Source organism: Pseudomonas sp. GCEP-101 (assembly GCF_025133575.1).
Taxonomy (GTDB): domain Bacteria; phylum Pseudomonadota; class Gammaproteobacteria; order Pseudomonadales; family Pseudomonadaceae; genus Pseudomonas; species Pseudomonas nitroreducens_B.
In genome coordinates this window covers 1631145-1651342 of record NZ_CP104011.1, presented here as the reverse complement: position 1 = coordinate 1651342, position 20198 = coordinate 1631145, and the positions used below count along the sequence as shown (strand labels likewise).

The following is a 20198-nucleotide window of genomic DNA, read 5'->3' as shown; positions in this document are numbered from 1 at the left end:
GATCATGCGCGTCTGCATCAGGCCGAGGGGCCGGCCCTGGCGGGTGAGCGTCCCCGCACCGGCGCGGGGCAAAAGAAAGCCCGGCACGAGAGCCGGGCTGAAGGGCCTGCCGGGGCAGGCTGACGGCGTCGGGCGACGCCGCCGGGGAGATCAGGCAGCAGGTGCCAGGGCTGGCGCCGGCGCATGGCCGTGCAGCGCTTCGTAATCGGTCTTCATGGCCTTGTAGAGGCCGAACATGAACAGGATCAGCACCGCCGAGAACGGCAGGCCGGCCAGCACCACGACGGTCTGCATGGCGGTGAAGTTGCCGGCGAACAGCAAGCCGATGGTCACCAGGGTGATCACCACCGACCAGAGGATGCGCAGCCAGTGCGGGGCGTCTTCGTCGAGGTCGCCGCCCTGGCGCGACAGGTTGGCCAGCATCACCGAGCCGGAGTCCGCCGGGGTGAGGAACAGCACGAAGCCGACGAAGATCGACATGCCGATCACGATCTTGGCGAAGGGGTAGTGCTCCAGCAGCAGGTAGATCGACATCGACGGCTGCTCCAGCGCGGCCTTGCCCAGGTCGACGGCACCCTGGTTCATCACCAGGTCCACCGCGCTGTTGCCGAACACCGAGAGCCAGGCGAGGGTGAAGCCCAGCGGGATCAGCAGCACGCCCATGACCAGTTCGCGCACCGTGCGGCCGCGGGAGATACGGGCGATGAACATGCCGACGAAGGGCGCCCAGGAAATCCACCAGGCCCAGTAGAACAGGGTCCACAGGCCCAGCCATTCTTCGTTCTTGCCGGCGCCGCCGCCGGTGTAGACGTAGAGGTCGAAGGTCTTGAGCACCAGGCCGTTGAGGTAATCGCCCAGGTTCTGCACGAAGCCGTTGAGCAGCTCCAGGGTGGAACCGCAGACCAGCACGAACAGCAGCAGCGAGCTGAACAGCACGATGTTCAGGTTGGACAGCCGGCGGATGCCTTTCTCGATGCCGGAAACCGCGGCCAGCGTCGCCACCAGGCTCATCACCAGCAGCACGACCAGCAGAGTGGTCTTCGAATGCTCCATGCCGGTCAGGTACTCGATGCCCGAGGACACCTGCAGCGCGCCGATGCCCAGGTTGGTCACCAGGCCCAGCAGGGTGACGAAGATGCCGAAGCAGTCCACCGCATGGCCGGCGCCGCCCTTCACCCAGCGCTCACCGAGGATCGGCAGCAGGGCCGAGCGCAGGGCCAGCGGCTGGCGGTGGCGGTAGGCGAAGTAGCCCACGGCCAGGCCCACCAGTGCGTAGATCGCCCAGCCGTGCACGCCCCAGTGCAGGAAGGTCAGCTGCAGTGCCTGGCGAGCCGCCTGCGGCGTGCCGGCCACGCCTTCGGGCGGGTGGTAGAGGTGGTCGATGGGCTCGGAGGCAGCGAAGTACAGCAACGAAATGCCGATGCCGGAGGAGAACAGCATGCCGGCCCAGGCGCCGTAGCTGAAGTCGGGCTTCTCGTGGTCGGCGCCGAGCTTCAGCTGGCCGTAGCGCGAGAAGGCGATCCACAGGACGAAGAACAGATAGCTCCCGATGGCCAGCATGTAGTACCAGCCGAAGCTGTGCGACAGCCACGCCTGCGTACGGTTCAGGACAGCCCCGGCGCTATCGGGGAAGAGAATGAGGGCGGCGGTCAGAACCAGGATCAGTACGGTGGAACCGTAGAACACGATCGGATTCAGACGTACCTGCTCGTTTGTTTTTATTGGCGAAGCAGTACTCATTTGGAGGATGACCCCATGACAGTGAACGCATGGCGGCCGCCGGCGAGCGCGACTAAGGCACGGCGACGGGCCGCAAACCACAGACACAGCATTGCCACCCGACACTTCCCAGCTGGATTCTGCGATCCTTGAAGGTTGGAAAATGGCGCGGCGATGAACGGCTCGGGCCAGCTTGCACACAAGGCTCGGAGAGGTTCACGGAGCGCAGCTTATTCTTACTTGATTGAACGTTCAATAAAAACAAAATAGACTGGCCCACAACTCGCCGGACGGCACAGGTACGTCCAGGCGAAGAGGAGAAACGAAATGCCCAAGGTCGGTATGCAGCCGATTCGCCGTTCCCAGTTGATCCACGCCACGTTGGAGGCGGTGGACCAGGTGGGCATGGGTGACGCCAGCATCGCCCTGATCGCCCGCCTGGCGGGGGTCTCCAACGGCATCATCAGCCATTACTTCCAGGACAAGAACGGGCTGCTGGACGCCACGATGCGACATTTGATGTCGGCCTTGAGCAAGGCCGTCGCCGAGCGTCGCGCTACCTTGCGCAACGACGAACCGCGCTCGCATCTGCGGGCCATCATCGCCGGCAACTTCGACAGCTCCCAGGTCAACGGCCCGGCCATGAAGACCTGGCTGGCGTTCTGGGCCAGCAGCATGCACCAGCCGCAGTTGCGCCGCCTGCAGCGGATCAACGACCACCGGCTGTATTCGAACCTGTGCAGCCAGTTCCGCCGTGAACTGCCGCTGGACCAGGCCCGCAGCGCCGCGCGCGGTCTGGCCGCGCTGATCGACGGACTCTGGCTGCGGGGCGCGCTTTCGGGCGACGCCTTCGACACCGAGCAGGCGTTGGCGATTGCCTACGACTATCTCGACCAACAACTGGCCAAGCGCCCCGGATAGCGGGCGCAGCCTTGCGCTGACACCTATAAGAGAGGACACCTGCACCATGGCTCGATTCGAAGTACAGAAGCTCTACATTGGCGGTCGCTACGTGGAAGCCACCAGTGGCGCCACCTTCGAGACCATCAATCCGGCCAACGGTGAAGTCCTCGCCCAGGTGCAGCGTGCCTCCAAGGACGACGTCGAGCGCGCCGTGCAGGCGGCGGTGCAAGGGCAGAAAGTCTGGGCGGCGATGACCGCCATGCAGCGTTCGCGCATCCTGCGTCGCGCCGTGGAGATCCTCCGCGAGCGCAATGACGAACTCGCCGAACTGGAAACCCTCGACACCGGAAAGCCGCTGGCCGAGACCCGCTTCGTCGACATCGTCACCGGCGCCGACGTGCTCGAGTACTACGCCGGCCTGGTGCCCGCCATCGAGGGCGAACAGATCCCGCTGCGCGAAACCAGCTTCGTCTACACCCGTCGCGAGCCGCTGGGCGTGGTTGCCGGCATCGGCGCCTGGAACTACCCGATCCAGATCGCCCTGTGGAAATCCGCCCCGGCCCTGGCCGCCGGCAACGCGATGATCTTCAAGCCCAGCGAAGTCACCCCGCTGACCGCCCTGAAGCTCGCCGAGATCTACACCGAGGCCGGCCTGCCCGATGGCGTGTTCAACGTGCTCACCGGCAGCGGCCGCGAAGTCGGCCAGTGGCTGACCGAGCACCCGGTCATCGAGAAGATCTCCTTCACCGGCGGCACCTCCACCGGCAAGAAGGTCATGGCCAGTGCGTCGAGCTCCTCGCTCAAGGACGTCACCATGGAGCTGGGCGGCAAATCGCCGCTGATCATCTTCGAGGACGCCAACCTCGACCGCGCCGCCGACATCGCCGTCATGGCCAACTTCTTCAGCTCCGGCCAGGTGTGCACCAACGGCACCCGCGTGTTCATCCCGCGCAACCTGCAGGCGCGCTTCGAGGCCAAGGTGCTCGAGCGCGTGAAGCGCATCCGCCTGGGCAACCCGCAGGATGAAACCACCAACTTCGGCCCGCTGGTGAGCTTCCCGCACCTGGAGAGCGTTCTCTCCTACATCGAGTCCGGCAAGGAGCAGAAGGCCCGCCTGCTGTGCGGCGGCGAGCGCGTCACCCACGGCGAGTTCGGAAACGGCGCGTACGTGGCGCCGACCGTGTTCACCGACTGCACGGACGACATGACCATCGTCCGCGAGGAAATCTTCGGGCCGGTCATGAGCATCCTCGTCTACGACACCGAAGACGAGGCTATCCGCCGCGCCAACGACACCGAGTACGGCCTCGCCGCCGGCGTCGTGACCCAGGACCTGGCCCGCGCGCACCGGGCGATCCACCGCCTGGAAGCGGGCATCTGCTGGATCAACACCTGGGGCGAGTCGCCGGCCGAGATGCCGGTTGGCGGATACAAGCAATCGGGTGTCGGTCGTGAGAACGGCCTGACCACCCTGGCTCACTACACTCGCATCAAATCCGTACAGGTAGAGCTGGGCGACTACACCTCGGTGTTCTGATCGCCGCGATCGAGCCATGAAAGGCCGGTCGCAGGCATGACTCCCTGACCACCGGCCATCCCCAACACGCAGACACCGGCGCGCACGCGTCGCGGGCGGTGTCGTGCCTGAAAAAGAGGAAGGCCTGCATGTCCCAGGAATACGACTACATCATCATCGGTGCCGGTTCCGCCGGTAACGTACTGGCTACCCGCCTGACCGAGGACGCCGACGTCAGCGTGCTGCTGCTCGAGGCCGGCGGCCCGGACTACCGCGCCGACTTCCGCACGCAGATGCCGGCGGCGCTGGCGTACCCGCTGCAGGGTCGCCGCTACAACTGGGCCTATGTGACCGACCCCGAGCCGCACATGAACAACCGCCGCATGGAGTGCGGGCGCGGCAAGGGCCTGGGCGGCTCCTCGCTGATCAACGGCATGTGTTACATCCGCGGCAACGCCATGGACTTCGACGGCTGGGCGCAGGAAAAGGGCCTGGAAGACTGGACCTACCTCGACTGCCTGCCGTACTTCCGCAAGGCCGAGACCCGCGACATCGGCCCCAACGACTACCACGGCGGCAACGGCCCGGTGAGCGTCACCACGCCCAAGGCCGGCAACAACCCCCTGTTCCACGCCATGGTCGAGGCCGGCGTGCAGGCGGGCTTCCCGCGTACCGAGGACCTCAACGGCTACCAGCAGGAAGGCTTCGGTCCGATGGACCGCACCGTCACCCCGCAGGGTCGCCGCGCCAGCACCGCCCGTGGCTACCTGGACCAGGCCCGCGAGCGGCCGAACCTGACCATCGTCACCCACGCGCTGACCGACCGCATCCTGTTCAGCGGCAAGCGCGCCATCGGGGCGACCTACCTGCATGGCAACGACAACGCCCTGAAGGAAGTCCGCGCCCGACGCGAAGTCCTGGTGTGCTCCGGCGCCATCGCCTCGCCGCAACTGCTGCAACGCTCCGGCGTCGGCCCGGCATCGCTGCTGCGCGACCTGGGCATCGACGTGGTCCATGACCTGCCCGGCGTCGGCCAGAACCTCCAGGACCACCTGGAGATGTACCTGCAGTACGCCTGCAAACAGCCGGTGTCGCTGTACCCGGCACTGCAATGGTGGAACCAGCCGCAGATCGGTGCTGAGTGGATGTTCCTCGGTACCGGCCTGGGCGCGAGCAACCAGTTCGAGGCGGGCGGTTTCATTCGCAGCCGTCCGGAGTTCGAGTGGCCGAACATTCAGTACCACTTCCTGCCGGTCGCCATTAACTACAACGGCAGCAACGCAGTCAGCGAGCACGGCTTCCAGGCCCACGTCGGCTCCATGCGCTCGCCCAGCCGCGGGCGGATCAACCTGACCTCCCGCGATCCGCGCAAGCATCCGAGCATCCTGTTCAACTACATGTCCTGCGAGCAGGACTGGCAGGAGTTCCGCGACGCCATCCGGATCACCCGCGAAATCATGAACCAGCCGGCGCTGGACCCTTACCGCGGCCGCGAGATCAGCCCGGGGTTGGACAAGCAGAGCGACGCCGAGCTCGACGCGTTCGTGCGGGAACATGCGGAAACCGCGTTCCACCCGTCCTGCTCCTGCAAGATGGGCGAGGACGACATGGCCGTGGTCGATGGCGAAGGCCGCGTGCACGGCATGCAAGGGCTGCGGGTGATCGATGCGTCGATCATGCCGCTGATCATCACCGGCAACCTCAACGCCACCACCATCATGATGGCCGAGAAGCTTGCCGATAAGGTGCGCGGTCGCCCGGCACTCCCACGCAGCACCGCGGCCTACTACAAGGCCGAAGGTGCGCCGGTGCGCGGAAAACCGCTGCGCTGATTCGCAAACGCGAAGACGAAAACGCCGGCAGGAGAGCCGGCGTTTTCATTTATCAGCCACGACGCGGAGGAACCGGGCGGGTTCGGCCGCTGCCGTCGATGGCCACGAAGACGAACACTGCCTCGGTGACCTTGCGCCATTCGCTGGAGAGCGGGTCGTCGCTCCAGACCTCGACCAGCATGCGGATCGAGCTGCGGCCGACTTCCAGGGTCTGGGTATAGAAGGAGAGCTGTGCGCCGACTGCGACCGGGACCAGGAAGGCCATGCGGTCGATGGCCACCGTGGCCACGCGGCCACCGGCAATGCGGCTGGCCATGGCGGTTCCGGCGAGATCCATCTGCGCCACCAGCCAGCCACCGAAGATGTCGCCAAAGCCGTTGGTCTCGCGCGGCAGGGCGGTGATCTGCAAGGCCAGGTCGCCCTGCGGGATAGGATCTTCTTGTTCGAGCTCGATCATAGGTAAGGGCCTCTTGCCCCCGGCGTACTCATGGTGAGGTGATGGAAAAACTCTCCCAAGACACCTGCCGGCGCAAGGCCTTGGGACAGCTTTTGATCGGCCTGCCCGCATTATATAGAGGGAGAACCGGCGCGACGACCGCCGAACTTCGAGAAATCCCCGCGGGCGCAGCCGCTGTGTCGCTTCTGCGCAATTTGCTATGGTGCGGCACCTGCGGCTGCCGGCCGCAGCCTCCTTGCCTGCAGAGAAAACAAGCACCATGCCTTCTGTGAACGCTCCTGCCGCGCCCGCGTCACGTCCGTTGACCCGCAGCGACTACAAGACTCTTTCGCTGTCCGCCTTGGGCGGCGCCCTGGAGTTCTACGACTTCATCATCTTCGTGTTCTTTGCCACCGTCGTCGGCAAGCTGTTCTTCCCTGCCGACATGCCCGACTGGCTGCGCCAGCTGCAGACCTTCGGCCTGTTCGCCGCCGGTTACCTGGCCCGTCCGCTGGGGGGCGTGGTGATGGCGCACTTTGGCGACCTGCTCGGCCGCAAGAAGATGTTCACCCTGAGCATCTTCCTGATGGCGGTGCCCACGCTGATCATGGGCCTCTTGCCCACCTACGCGCAGATCGGCATCTGGGCGCCGCTGGCGCTTCTGCTGCTGCGCGTCATCCAGGGCGCCGCCATCGGCGGTGAAGTGCCGGGCGCCTGGGTGTTCGTCGCCGAGCACGTTCCGCACCGCCACGTGGGCTATGCCTGTGGCACGCTCACGTCGGGTCTGACCGCGGGCATCCTGATCGGTTCGCTGGTGGCGACCCTGATCAACAGTGTTTACAGCGCCGAGGAAGTGCAGGGCTACGCCTGGCGTATCCCGTTCCTGCTGGGCGGCATCTTCGGCCTGTTCTCCGTCTACCTGCGCCGCTGGCTGCACGAGACGCCGGTGTTCGCCGAGCTGCAACTGCGCAAGCAACTGGCCGAGGAAGTGCCGCTGGGCGTGGTGGTTCGTGAGCATCGCCCGGCCGTTGTACTGTCGATGCTGCTGACCTGGGTGCTGTCCGCCGGCATCGTGGTGGTGATCCTCATGACCCCGTCGGTGCTGCAGACTGTCTACGGCTTCGATGCGGCGACCTCGCTGAAGGCCAACAGCGTGGCCATCGTCTGCCTGAGCGTCGGTTGCATCCTGGCCGGCCGCCTCGCCGACCGTTTCGGCGCGGGTCGCACCTTTATAGTGGGCAGCATCCTGCTCGGCATCGTGTCCTGGACCTTCTACACCAGCCTGAAGGCCCATCCGGACTGGCTGTTCCCGCTGTATGCGGTCACCGGCCTGTGTGTCGGCGTGATCGGCGCGGTGCCCTACGTGATGGTCAACGCCTTCCCGGCGGTGGTGCGTTTCACCGGCCTGTCCTTCTCCTACAACCTGGCCTACGCCATCTTCGGCGGCCTGACGCCCATGGTGGTTGCCCTGCTGATGAAGGAAGACCCGCTCGGCCCGGCCTACTACGTCGTGGCGCTGTGCGCGGTGGGCCTGTTGGTCGGCACCTACCTGCTGCGCCAGGAACGCCGGCTCGCAGGGCAGGGGATGGCCATAAACTGATCGGCCGGACAGTTTTTTGCAGAAAGTTTAAATTAGCCGTTGACGGCCAATTTAAACTCCCTATAATGCGCACCACTCCCAGCGACGAATTGCTGAAAGAACTTGAAAATCAAGTACTTACAGAGATTCGAAGTTGAGAGTGGTGGTCAGGCGGGTGATTCACTTGCTGCTCTTCACTGGCTGCTCCGGCAGCGAGCTGAAAAGAAGGTCGCCGAGGTGGTTGACAGCGACATTGATCGCTGTAGAATGCGCCTCCCGCTGATGAGAAGGTTTCCTTCGCTGAAGCACAAGCGATTGAGTAGAAAAGAAATTTTCGAAAAATAAAGCTTGACGAAAGATGAGGTTAGCGTAGAATGCGCGCCTCGGTTGAGACGAAAGCCTCAGCCAAACGCTCTTTAACAAGTTGAATCAAGCAATTCGTGTGGGTGCTTGTGATGTAAGACTGATGATCGACTGATTATCAGCAACGCAAGTAACACTCGTGAATTCGAGAGTTTTAGCTCATTAAATTGAGCATGCGATTGCTGAGCCAAGTTTAGGGTTTTCTCAAAACCCAAGCAGTATTGAACTGAAGAGTTTGATCATGGCTCAGATTGAACGCTGGCGGCAGGCCTAACACATGCAAGTCGAGCGGATGATGGGAGCTTGCTCCTGGATTCAGCGGCGGACGGGTGAGTAATGCCTAGGAATCTGCCTGGTAGTGGGGGACAACGTTTCGAAAGGAACGCTAATACCGCATACGTCCTACGGGAGAAAGCAGGGGACCTTCGGGCCTTGCGCTATCAGATGAGCCTAGGTCGGATTAGCTAGTTGGTGGGGTAAAGGCCTACCAAGGCGACGATCCGTAACTGGTCTGAGAGGATGATCAGTCACACTGGAACTGAGACACGGTCCAGACTCCTACGGGAGGCAGCAGTGGGGAATATTGGACAATGGGCGAAAGCCTGATCCAGCCATGCCGCGTGTGTGAAGAAGGTCTTCGGATTGTAAAGCACTTTAAGTTGGGAGGAAGGGCAGTAAGTTAATACCTTGCTGTTTTGACGTTACCAACAGAATAAGCACCGGCTAACTTCGTGCCAGCAGCCGCGGTAATACGAAGGGTGCAAGCGTTAATCGGAATTACTGGGCGTAAAGCGCGCGTAGGTGGTTTGGTAAGATGGATGTGAAATCCCCGGGCTCAACCTGGGAACTGCATCCATAACTGCCTGACTAGAGTACGGTAGAGGGTGGTGGAATTTCCTGTGTAGCGGTGAAATGCGTAGATATAGGAAGGAACACCAGTGGCGAAGGCGACCACCTGGACTGATACTGACACTGAGGTGCGAAAGCGTGGGGAGCAAACAGGATTAGATACCCTGGTAGTCCACGCCGTAAACGATGTCGACTAGCCGTTGGGATCCTTGAGATCTTAGTGGCGCAGCTAACGCGATAAGTCGACCGCCTGGGGAGTACGGCCGCAAGGTTAAAACTCAAATGAATTGACGGGGGCCCGCACAAGCGGTGGAGCATGTGGTTTAATTCGAAGCAACGCGAAGAACCTTACCTGGCCTTGACATGTCCGGAACCTTGCAGAGATGCGAGGGTGCCTTCGGGAATCGGAACACAGGTGCTGCATGGCTGTCGTCAGCTCGTGTCGTGAGATGTTGGGTTAAGTCCCGTAACGAGCGCAACCCTTGTCCTTAGTTACCAGCACCTCGGGTGGGCACTCTAAGGAGACTGCCGGTGACAAACCGGAGGAAGGTGGGGATGACGTCAAGTCATCATGGCCCTTACGGCCAGGGCTACACACGTGCTACAATGGTCGGTACAGAGGGTTGCCAAGCCGCGAGGTGGAGCTAATCCCATAAAACCGATCGTAGTCCGGATCGCAGTCTGCAACTCGACTGCGTGAAGTCGGAATCGCTAGTAATCGTGAATCAGAATGTCACGGTGAATACGTTCCCGGGCCTTGTACACACCGCCCGTCACACCATGGGAGTGGGTTGCTCCAGAAGTAGCTAGTCTAACCGCAAGGGGGACGGTTACCACGGAGTGATTCATGACTGGGGTGAAGTCGTAACAAGGTAGCCGTAGGGGAACCTGCGGCTGGATCACCTCCTTAATCGAAGATCTCAGCTTCTTCATAAGCTCCCACACGAATTGCTTGATTCACTGGTTAGACGATAGGTTTGCTGCTCGGTTGGTTTGAGCGCGCCCCCGGCTCTTGGATAGAGAGCGGGTGAGGTCGACAAGCTGCCAAAGCCCGAACGATTGGGTCTGTAGCTCAGTTGGTTAGAGCGCACCCCTGATAAGGGTGAGGTCGGCAGTTCGAATCTGCCCAGACCCACCAATTGTTGTGGTGTGCTGCTGATCCGATAAGGGGCCATAGCTCAGCTGGGAGAGCGCCTGCTTTGCACGCAGGAGGTCAGGAGTTCGATCCTCCTTGGCTCCACCATTAATCGTCGAAAGCTCAGACATGAATGTTCAGGTTGAACGAACATTGATGTCTGGTCTTTGTGCCAGAACCGTTCTTTAAAAATTTGGGTATGTGATAGAAGTAGACTGAATAATCTCTTTCACTGGTGATTATTCAAGTCAAGGTAAAATTTGCGAGTTCAAGCGCGAATTTTCGGCGAATGTCGTCTTCACGTTCGAGACAATAACCAGATTGCTTGGGGTTATATGGTCAAGTGAAGAAGCGCATACGGTGGATGCCTTGGCAGTCAGAGGCGATGAAAGACGTGGTAGCCTGCGATAAGCTTCGGGGAGTCGGCAAACAGACTTTGATCCGGAGATCTCTGAATGGGGAAACCCACCCGAGATAACTCGGGTATCTTGCACTGAATACATAGGTGTAAGAGGCGAACCAGGGGAACTGAAACATCTAAGTACCCTGAGGAAAAGAAATCAACCGAGATTCCCTTAGTAGTGGCGAGCGAACGGGGACTAGCCCTTAAGCTTCTTTGAATCTAACAGAACGCTCTGGAAAGTGCGGCCATAGTGGGTGATAGCCCCGTATGTGAAAGGTTCTTTGAAGTGAAATCGAGTAGGACGGAGCACGAGAAACTTTGTCTGAATATGGGGGGACCATCCTCCAAGGCTAAATACTACTGACTGACCGATAGTGAACCAGTACCGTGAGGGAAAGGCGAAAAGAACCCCGGAGAGGGGAGTGAAATAGAACCTGAAACCGTATGCGTACAAGCAGTGGGAGCCTACTTTGTTAGGTGACTGCGTACCTTTTGTATAATGGGTCAGCGACTTATATTCAGTGGCGAGCTTAACCGTATAGGGAAGGCGTAGCGAAAGCGAGTCTTAATAGGGCGATTTAGTCGCTGGGTATAGACCCGAAACCGGGCGATCTATCCATGAGCAGGTTGAAGGTTAGGTAACACTGACTGGAGGACCGAACCCACTCCCGTTGAAAAGGTAGGGGATGACTTGTGGATCGGAGTGAAAGGCTAATCAAGCTCGGAGATAGCTGGTTCTCCTCGAAAGCTATTTAGGTAGCGCCTCACGTATCACTCCAGGGGGTAGAGCACTGTTTCGGCTAGGGGGTCATCCCGACTTACCAAACCGATGCAAACTCCGAATACCTGGAAGTGTCAGCGTGGGAGACACACGGCGGGTGCTAACGTCCGTCGTGAAAAGGGAAACAACCCAGACCGTCAGCTAAGGTCCCAAAGTTGTGGTTAAGTGGTAAACGATGTGGGAAGGCTTAGACAGCTAGGAGGTTGGCTTAGAAGCAGCCACCCTTTAAAGAAAGCGTAATAGCTCACTAGTCGAGTCGGCCTGCGCGGAAGATGTAACGGGGCTCAAACCACACACCGAAGCTACGGGTGCATCGCAAGATGCGCGGTAGAGGAGCGTTCTGTAAGCCTGTGAAGGTGAGTTGAGAAGCTTGCTGGAGGTATCAGAAGTGCGAATGCTGACATGAGTAACGACAATGGGAGTGAAAAACTCCCACGCCGAAAGACCAAGGGTTCCTGCGCAACGTTAATCGACGCAGGGTTAGTCGGTCCCTAAGGCGAGGCTGAAGAGCGTAGTCGATGGGAAACAGGTTAATATTCCTGTACTTCTAGTTACTGCGATGGAGGGACGGAGAAGGCTAGGCCAGCTTGGCGTTGGTTGTCCAAGTTTAAGGTGGTAGGCAGAGATCTTAGGTAAATCCGGGGTCTTAATGCCGAGAGCTGATGACGAGTCGTCTTTTAGATGATGAAGTGGTTGATGCCATGCTTCCAGGAAAAGCTTCTAAGCTTCAGGTAACTAGGAACCGTACCCCAAACCGACACAGGTGGTTGGGTAGAGAATACCAAGGCGCTTGAGAGAACTCGGGTGAAGGAACTAGGCAAAATGGCACCGTAACTTCGGGAGAAGGTGCGCCGGCGAGGGTGAAGTATTTACTACGTAAGCCCATGCCGGTCGAAGATACCAGGCCGCTGCGACTGTTTATTAAAAACACAGCACTCTGCAAACACGAAAGTGGACGTATAGGGTGTGACGCCTGCCCGGTGCCGGAAGGTTAATTGATGGGGTTAGCGAAAGCGAAGCTCTTGATCGAAGCCCCGGTAAACGGCGGCCGTAACTATAACGGTCCTAAGGTAGCGAAATTCCTTGTCGGGTAAGTTCCGACCTGCACGAATGGCGTAACGATGGCGGCGCTGTCTCCACCCGAGACTCAGTGAAATTGAAATCGCTGTGAAGATGCAGTGTATCCGCGGCTAGACGGAAAGACCCCGTGAACCTTTACTGTAGCTTTGCACTGGACTTTGAGCCTGCTTGTGTAGGATAGGTGGGAGGCTTTGAAGCGTGGACGCCAGTCTGCGTGGAGCCATCCTTGAAATACCACCCTGGCATGCTTGAGGTTCTAACTCTGGTCCGTTATCCGGATCGAGGACAGTGTATGGTGGGCAGTTTGACTGGGGCGGTCTCCTCCTAAAGAGTAACGGAGGAGTACGAAGGTGCGCTCAGACCGGTCGGAAATCGGTCGTAGAGTATAAAGGCAAAAGCGCGCTTGACTGCGAGACAGACACGTCGAGCAGGTACGAAAGTAGGTCTTAGTGATCCGGTGGTTCTGTATGGAAGGGCCATCGCTCAACGGATAAAAGGTACTCCGGGGATAACAGGCTGATACCGCCCAAGAGTTCATATCGACGGCGGTGTTTGGCACCTCGATGTCGGCTCATCACATCCTGGGGCTGAAGCCGGTCCCAAGGGTATGGCTGTTCGCCATTTAAAGTGGTACGCGAGCTGGGTTTAGAACGTCGTGAGACAGTTCGGTCCCTATCTGCCGTGGACGTTTGAGATTTGAGAGGGGCTGCTCCTAGTACGAGAGGACCGGAGTGGACGAACCTCTGGTGTTCCGGTTGTCACGCCAGTGGCATTGCCGGGTAGCTATGTTCGGAATAGATAACCGCTGAAAGCATCTAAGCGGGAAACTAGCCTCAAGATGAGATCTCACTGGGAACTTGATTCCCCTGAAGGGCCGTCGAAGACTACGACGTTGATAGGTCGGGTGTGTAAGCGCTGTGAGGCGTTGAGCTAACCGATACTAATTGCCCGTGAGGCTTGACCATATAACACCCAAACAATTTGTGTGTTGTACGGTGAAGACGTAACGAACCGAAAGTTCGTGTGAACCGCAAATTACCTGTCACATACCCGAATTCGGATGAGCGTGTGCAACTGCCACGAGCGTCCTAAAGAATTGCTTGACGACCATAGAGCGTTGGAACCACCTGATCCCATCCCGAACTCAGTAGTGAAACGACGCATCGCCGATGGTAGTGTGGAGTTTCTCCATGTGAGAGTAGGTCATCGTCAAGCTCCTATCCCAAGACCCCTGGTCAGCATCGCTGGCCGGGGGTTTTGCTTTTGCGCGCGAAAAAGCTGGGTGTGCTGCTCAGGCTGCCCTTTGTAAATCTCGCTTCTGAAGCCCGCCTGGGGTGATGTGTGTTCGCCTGATTCGCGAGCAAGCTCGCTCCTACGAAGAGCATCAGCGCCCTTGGGAAGGCTCTGGAACGCCCTTTCCCGCCCTGCAGGCTACTCCGCTGGGCGTTGTTGCAACCGCTTGCCAACAGACTGATGGCATTTCATCCAACTGTCACATTCGCGTCATAGAGTCTTCATGCGGCCTGACGATACTGGCCCCCGTTCCATCCAACCCCATTCTCCTCAAGGAGCAAGGCATGAAACTCAAGCGTTTGATGGCGGCCCTGACTTTTGTCGCTGCAGGCGTAGGCACCGCCAGTGCGGTAGCCGCGATTGATCCGGCCCTGCCGGAATACCAGAAAGCCAGCGGTGTGTCGGGCAACCTGTCGAGCGTCGGTTCCGACACTCTGGCCAACCTGATGACCATGTGGGCGGAAGAGTACAAGCGCCTGTACCCGAACGTGAACGTGCAGATCCAGGCCGCCGGTTCCTCCACTGCGCCGCCGGCTCTGACCGAAGGCACCGCCAACCTGGGCCCCATGAGCCGCAAGATGAAGGACGTCGAACTGCAGGCCTTCGAGCAGAAGTACGGCTACAAGCCGACCGCTGTTCCGGTTGCCGTGGACGCCCTGGCGATCTTCGTGCACAAGGACAACCCCATCAAGGGCCTGACCATGCAGCAGGTCGACGCCATCTTCTCCTCCACCCGCCTGTGCGGCGGCAAGTCGGAAGTGAAGACCTGGGGCGATCTGGGCCTGACCGGCGACTGGGCCAACAAGCCCGTGCAACTGTTCGGTCGCAACTCCGTATCCGGCACCTACGGCTACTTCAAGGAAGAAGCCCTGTGCAAAGGCGACTACAAGCCGAACGTGAACGAGCAGCCGGGTTCGGCGTCCGTGGTTCAGTCGGTCAGCCAGTCCCTGAACGGCGTGGGCTACTCCGGCATCGGTTACAAGACCGCTAGCGTGAAGACCGTTGCCCTGGCCAAGAAGGAAGGCGGCGAATTCATCGAAGACAACGAGACGAATGCCCTGAACGGCACCTACCCGCTGTCGCGCTTCCTCTACGTCTACGTCAACAAGGCGCCGAACAAGCCGCTGAACCCGCTGGAAGCCCAGTTCCTGAAGATGGTGCTGTCCAAGACTGGCCAGCAGGTTGTCGTGAAAGACGGCTACATCCCGCTGCCGTCCAAAGTCGCCGAGAAAGCGATCAAGGATCTGGGTCTGTAATCAGTCCTCCAACCGGGCGGAAACCACCGCCCGGCATGGGCTGACGCATACTCGACCGGGCCCGCCAGCAAGGCTCTGCTGGTGGGCTTTGTCGCGTCACTTCCATGTCATCTTTCTGTCATACAGAGCCGCTAGGGTGTCACCCCATGAACGACATGGCCAACTCCCCGATGACTTCTTCTCTCCCCGAGCGGATCGATTTCAATACGCCTGCCCTGCAGCGCAAGCGCCGTATCCGGGCGCTCAAGGATCGACTGACCCGTTGGTACGTGCTGGTCGGCGGTCTCGCCGTGCTGGCTGCCATCACCCTGATTTTCTTCTACCTCGCCTACGTCGTGCTGCCGCTGTTCCGCGGCGCCGAACTGGAGACGCGTGACCCCCTGGCTCCGGCCTGGCTGAAGACGGCCCAGGCGCCGCTGCTGCTGAGCATCGAAGAGCAGAACATGGTGGGCATGCGCGTCGCCGCCAACGGCGAGGTCGTGTTCTTCGACGCCAAGAAAGGCGACGAGATGGACCGCGTTGCGCTGAAGCTGCCGGCCGGTAGCAGCGTCACCTCCATCGCCGAGGACCAGCCGGGCCACCCGACCGTGGCGCTGGGCCTGTCCAACGGCCAGGTGCTGGTGTTCAAGCACAGCTACCAGGTCACCTACCCGGACAACAAGAAGACCATCGCACCGCACATCGAATACCCCTACGGCGAAGCGCCGATGAACCTGGACCCCCAGGGTCGTCCGCTGGAGCACGTCGCCATCGTCTCGGGTGACGACAGCCTGCTGCTCGCCGCGTCCACCGGCAGCGAACTGCTGCTGCTGAGCCTGACCCAGCAGGAAAACATGCTCACCGGCGAGAGCACCCTGCAGGAAGAGCGCATCAACCTGCCGCAGATCGCCGAGCCGGTGAAGGCCATCTACATGGACCCGCGTAAGCAGTGGCTCTATGTGCTCAATGGCCGCGCCCAGGCCGACGTGTTCGACCTCAACAGCCACCAGCTCAACGGCCGCTACAAGCTGCTGGATGATGCCTCCGCCGAAGTGACTGCCAGCAGCCAGCTGCTGGGCGGCATCTCGCTGATGGTCGGCAACTCCAAGGGTGGCATCAGCCAGTGGTTCATGGCCCGTGGCGAGGACGGCGAACCGCGCCTGTCCCACGTGCGCGACTTCAAGCTGGGTGACCAGCCGATCTCCAGCATCGCGCCGGAGCAACGCCGCAAGGGCTTCCTGGCCCTCGACAAGCAAGGCAACCTGGGCATCTTCCACAGTACCGCGCACCGCACGCTGCTGGTGGAGAACGTCGCCCCGTCCGCCGGCCCGCTGGCCCTGTCGCCGCGCGCCAACCGCCTGATCCTCGAGCAGGGCGGCGAGCTGCGTCGCTTCAGCCTGAGCAACCCGCACCCCGAAGTGTCCTTCAGCGCGCTGTGGGGCAAGGTCTGGTACGAGAGCTACGACAAGCCGTCCTACGTCTGGCAGTCCACCGCCGCGACCACCGACTTCGAGCCCAAGCTGAGCCTGTCGCCGCTGACCTTCGGCACCCTGAAGGCCGCCTTCTACGCGATGATTCTCGCCGCGCCGCTGGCCATCGCCGCCGCCGTCTACACCGCCTACTTCATGGCCCCGGGCATGCGCCGCAAGGTCAAGCCGGTGATCGAGCTGATGGAAGCGCTGCCGACGGTGATCCTCGGCTTCTTCGCCGGCCTGTTCCTGGCACCGTACGTGGAAGGCCACCTGCCGGGCATCTTCAGCCTGCTGCTGCTCACGCCGCTGGGCATCCTCGCCGCCGGCCTGATCTGGAGCCGCCTGCCCGAGCGCATCCGCCTGAGCCTGCCGGCCGGCTGGGAAGCGGCGATCCTGATCCCCGTGGTCCTCGCCACCGGCGCCTTCGCCCTGTGGATGAGCCCGCACCTGGAGACCCTGTTCTTCGGCGGCGACATGCGCCTGTGGATCAGCCACGACCTGGGCATCACCTACGACCAGCGCAATGCCCTGGTGGTCGGCCTGGCCATGGGCTTCGCGGTGATCCCGAACATCTTCTCCATCGCCGAAGACGCCATCTTCAGCGTGCCCAAGAGCCTGACCTACGGCTCCCTCGCCCTGGGTGCCACGCCCTGGCAGACGCTGACCCGCGTGGTGATCCTGACCGCCAGCCCGGGCATCTTCTCGGCCCTGATGATCGGCCTCGGCCGCGCGGTGGGCGAGACCATGATCGTGCTGATGGCCACCGGCAACACCCCGGTGATGGACGTGAACATCTTCCAGGGCATGCGCACCCTCGCGGCGAACGTCGCGGTGGAAATGCCCGAGTCGGAGGTGGGCGGGACTCACTACCGCGTGCTGTTCCTTTCGGCACTGGTACTGCTGTCCTTCACCTTCGTGATGAACACCCTGGCAGAGCTGATCCGTCAGCGCCTGCGCAAGAAATACGCGTCGCTCTAAGCGACGCCTGACGAGGCTAGTTCCGTGAAACAGAAACAGGAATCCGTCAAAGCGTGGTTCGCCAGCGGTACTCCCTGGGTGTGGATGAACGCAGGGGCGGTGTCCATCGCCGTGATCATGACCATCGGCCTGCTCGCCGTGATCGCCGTGCGCGGCCTCGGCCACTTCTGGCCGGCGGATGTGATCGAGGCGACCTACAGCGTCCCGGGTGAAGCCGCCAAGACCCTGATCGGCGAAGAAGTCCAGGTCGAGCAGGTGCCGCGTGCCCGCCTGCGTGGCGCCGGCCTGCCGGTGCCGGACGACGGCCCGGAGTTCATGACCCGCGAGCTGCTCAAGCTGGGTAACCGCGACCTCTATGGCAGCGACTTCTCCTGGGTGATCGGCGAATGGCTGGGCGACAAGCGCCATCCGGCCGAGCTGGTGACCCTGGAGCGCCGCGAGTGGGGCAACTTCTACGGCTACCTGCTGAGCGTGAAGGAAAATGGCAAGGTGGTCGCCGAAGGCGCAGGCGCCATGGCCGAGCTGCAGACCCGCCTCAAGCGCGTCGATGAGCTCTACGCCAAGCTCTACCAGCTGGAGAAGAAGGACATCGGCGGCATCAACCACGGCCTGGAGCGTCTGCGCCTGAAGGAACGTGGCCTGCAGCTGAACAACAAGCTGGACGCCACTGCCGAGGCCGATATCGCCGCCGGCCGTGCCGAGCTGAACGCCCAGTACAAGGTACTGGAGGAACAGCTCAACGCCCTGCACGCGGAGTTCAACCGCGACAGCATCGTCATGCGCGACGCCTCCGGCCAGCAGACCGAGATCAGCGTCGGCAAGCTGGTGCATGCCTACCAGCCCAACCAGATGGGCGTGGGCGCCAAGCTGAGCTTCTACTTCAAGAAGCTGTGGGAATTCCTCAGCGACGATCCGCGTGAAGCCAACACCGAGGGCGGTATCTTCCCGGCCATCTTCGGCACCGTGATGATGACCCTGGTAATGGCGGTGATCGTCACCCCGTTCGGCGTGATCGCCGCGGTCTACCTGCGCGAATACGCTCGCCAGGGCCTGCTGACCCGGATCATCCGCATCGCGGTGAACAACCTCGCGGGCGTCCCGGCGATCGTCTACGGCGTGTTCGGCCTGGGCTTCTTCGTCTACGTGCTGGGCGGCTCGCTCGACCGCATGTTCTTCCCCGAAGCCCTGCCGGCGCCGACCTTCGGCACGCCGGGGCTGTTCTGGGCCTCGCTGACCCTGGCCATCCTCGCGGTGCCGGTGGTGATCGTCGCCACCGAGGAAGGCCTGGCGCGTATCCCGCGGGCCACCCGCGAAGGCTCCCTCGCCCTGGGCGCGACCAAGGCCGAGACCTTGTGGAAAGTGGTCCTGCCGATGGCCAGCCCGGCGATGATGACCGGCCTGATCCTCGCCGTGGCTCGCGCCGCCGGTGAAGTGGCGCCGCTGATGCTGGTGGGCGTGGTGAAGCTGGCCCCGGCGCTGCCGGTGGACGGCAACTATCCCTATGTGCACCTGGACCAGAAGATCATGCACCTGGGCTTCCACATCTATGACGTCGGCTTCCAGAGCCCGAATGTCGAGGCCGCGCGCCCGCTGGTGTACGCCACCGCGCTGCTGCTGGTGATGGTGATCGCCCTGCTGAACTTCTCGGCCATCGCCATCCGTAACCGCCTGCGCGAAAAGTACAAGGCGCTGGAAAACTGATTCTGCAGGCGGCGGGCCCGGCTCGCCGCCAAGCCTCCCAAGGAGACTGAACATGCAACACGAAACCGCAACCCACGGCATCGACATCGGCGCGCTCGGCCGCGGCGACCGCCAGGGCATGAACCTGGAAAGCGAAACCGTCGCCCTCGAAGTGCCCGGCCTGAGCCTGTTCTACGGCGAGAAGCAGGCGTTGTTCGACGTCAGCATGAACATTCCGAAGCAGCGCGTGACCGCCTTCATCGGCCCGTCCGGCTGCGGCAAGTCCACCCTGCTGCGCTGCTTCAACCGCATGAACGACCTGGTCGATGGCTGCCATGTGAAGGGCGAGATCCGCCTCGACGGGCACAACATCTTCGCCAAGAACGTCGACGTCGCCGAACTGCGCCGCCGCGTCGGCATGGTGTTCCAGAAGCCCAACCCGTTCCCCAAGAGCATCTACGAGAACGTGGTGTACGGCCTGCGCATCCAGGGCATCAACAAGAAGCGCGTGCTCGACGAAGCCGTCGAGTGGGCCCTCAAGGGCGCCGCGCTGTGGGACGAAGTGAAGGACCGCCTGCATGAGTCCGCCCTCGGCCTGTCCGGTGGCCAGCAGCAGCGCCTGGTCATCGCCCGCACCATCGCCGTGGAGCCGGAAGTCCTGCTGCTCGACGAACCCTGCTCGGCGCTGGACCCGATCTCCACCCTGAAGATCGAAGAGCTGATCTACGAGCTGAAATCCAAGTTCACCATCGTCATCGTCACCCACAACATGCAGCAGGCCGCGCGCGTTTCCGACTACACGGCGTTCATGTACATGGGCAAGCTGATCGAGTTCGGCGATACCGATACCCTGTTCACCAACCCGGCCAAGAAGCAGACGGAAGACTACATCACCGGTCGCTACGGTTGAGGCCATGAGAAATCTCCTCTGGCTTTGTCGGCGG

General features: G+C 61.4%; 11 protein-coding genes, 2 tRNA genes and 3 rRNA genes. 14 read left to right on the top strand and 2 right to left on the bottom strand.

Annotated elements, in window-relative coordinates:
* Nucleotides 1-150: 150 nt before the first annotated feature.
* The gene (locus N0B71_RS07490) at nt 151-1686 is read right to left on the bottom strand and encodes a BCCT family transporter (protein WP_259758121.1); all 1536 of its coding nucleotides are present in this window, start codon (nt 1684-1686) and stop codon (nt 151-153) included.
* Between the two features lie 360 nt (nt 1687-2046).
* Here N0B71_RS07490 and betI point away from each other — a divergent pair, with 360 nt between their 5' ends.
* The 3 genes from betI (at nt 2047) to betA (ending at nt 5970) form a co-directional block, all read left to right on the top strand.
* Complete coding sequence (betI, locus tag N0B71_RS07485) at nt 2047-2640, top strand: transcriptional regulator BetI (RefSeq protein ID WP_259758120.1); 594 nt, start codon at nt 2047-2049, stop codon at nt 2638-2640.
* Between the two features lie 46 nt (nt 2641-2686).
* The gene (betB, locus tag N0B71_RS07480; protein ID WP_259758119.1) at nt 2687-4159 is read left to right on the top strand and encodes a betaine-aldehyde dehydrogenase; all 1473 of its coding nucleotides are present in this window, start codon (nt 2687-2689) and stop codon (nt 4157-4159) included.
* Nucleotides 4160-4287: 128 nt separating this feature from the next.
* On the top strand, nt 4288-5970 hold the full coding sequence (betA, locus tag N0B71_RS07475; protein ID WP_259758118.1) for a choline dehydrogenase: 1683 nt from the start codon (nt 4288-4290) through the stop codon (nt 5968-5970).
* Nucleotides 5971-6022: 52 nt separating this feature from the next.
* On the opposite strand, the gene N0B71_RS07470 is transcribed toward betA, so the two are convergent.
* Nucleotides 6023-6427, bottom strand: a complete 405-nt coding sequence (locus tag N0B71_RS07470; RefSeq protein ID WP_090268397.1) for an acyl-CoA thioesterase — start codon at nt 6425-6427, stop codon at nt 6023-6025.
* 259 nt (nt 6428-6686) lie between these two features.
* Between N0B71_RS07470 and N0B71_RS07465 the strand changes: the two genes are divergently transcribed.
* The 11 genes from N0B71_RS07465 (at nt 6687) to pstB (ending at nt 20164) form a co-directional block, all read left to right on the top strand.
* Entirely contained in the window at nt 6687-8006 is a 1320-nt protein-coding gene (locus N0B71_RS07465) for an MFS transporter (RefSeq protein WP_259758116.1), read from the top strand.
* Between the two features lie 102 nt (nt 8007-8108).
* The gene (locus N0B71_RS07460; protein WP_259758115.1) at nt 8109-8330 is read left to right on the top strand and encodes a hypothetical protein; all 222 of its coding nucleotides are present in this window, start codon (nt 8109-8111) and stop codon (nt 8328-8330) included.
* A gap of 241 nt (nt 8331-8571) precedes the next feature.
* A 16S ribosomal RNA gene (locus N0B71_RS07455) occupies nt 8572-10107 on the top strand.
* 151 nt (nt 10108-10258) lie between these two features.
* A tRNA-Ile gene (locus N0B71_RS07450) sits at nt 10259-10335 on the top strand.
* 29 nt (nt 10336-10364) lie between these two features.
* A tRNA-Ala gene (locus N0B71_RS07445) sits at nt 10365-10440 on the top strand.
* 229 nt (nt 10441-10669) lie between these two features.
* Nucleotides 10670-13561, top strand: a 23S ribosomal RNA gene (locus tag N0B71_RS07440).
* 134 nt (nt 13562-13695) lie between these two features.
* Nucleotides 13696-13811, top strand: a 5S ribosomal RNA gene (gene rrf, locus N0B71_RS07435).
* Together the 16S, 23S and 5S rRNA genes with 2 tRNA genes alongside form the textbook arrangement of a ribosomal RNA operon.
* Before the next feature lie 362 nt (nt 13812-14173).
* Entirely contained in the window at nt 14174-15145 is a 972-nt protein-coding gene (pstS, locus tag N0B71_RS07430; protein ID WP_259758114.1) for a phosphate ABC transporter substrate-binding protein PstS, read from the top strand.
* Between the two features lie 395 nt (nt 15146-15540).
* Nucleotides 15541-17574 carry an ABC transporter permease subunit gene (locus N0B71_RS07425; RefSeq protein ID WP_259759504.1) on the top strand — a complete coding sequence of 678 codons (2034 nt, stop codon included), beginning with the start codon at nt 15541-15543 and terminating at the stop codon, nt 17572-17574.
* Nucleotides 17575-17598: 24 nt separating this feature from the next.
* Nucleotides 17599-19275, top strand: coding sequence for a phosphate ABC transporter permease PstA (gene pstA, locus N0B71_RS07420; RefSeq protein ID WP_259758113.1), 1677 nt, complete (start codon nt 17599-17601; stop codon nt 19273-19275).
* 52 nt (nt 19276-19327) lie between these two features.
* Nucleotides 19328-20164 (top strand): phosphate ABC transporter ATP-binding protein PstB, encoded by an 837-nt coding sequence (pstB, locus tag N0B71_RS07415; protein ID WP_259758112.1) that lies wholly within the window; start codon nt 19328-19330, stop codon nt 20162-20164.
* The last annotated feature ends 34 nt before the right edge of the window (nt 20165-20198 follow it).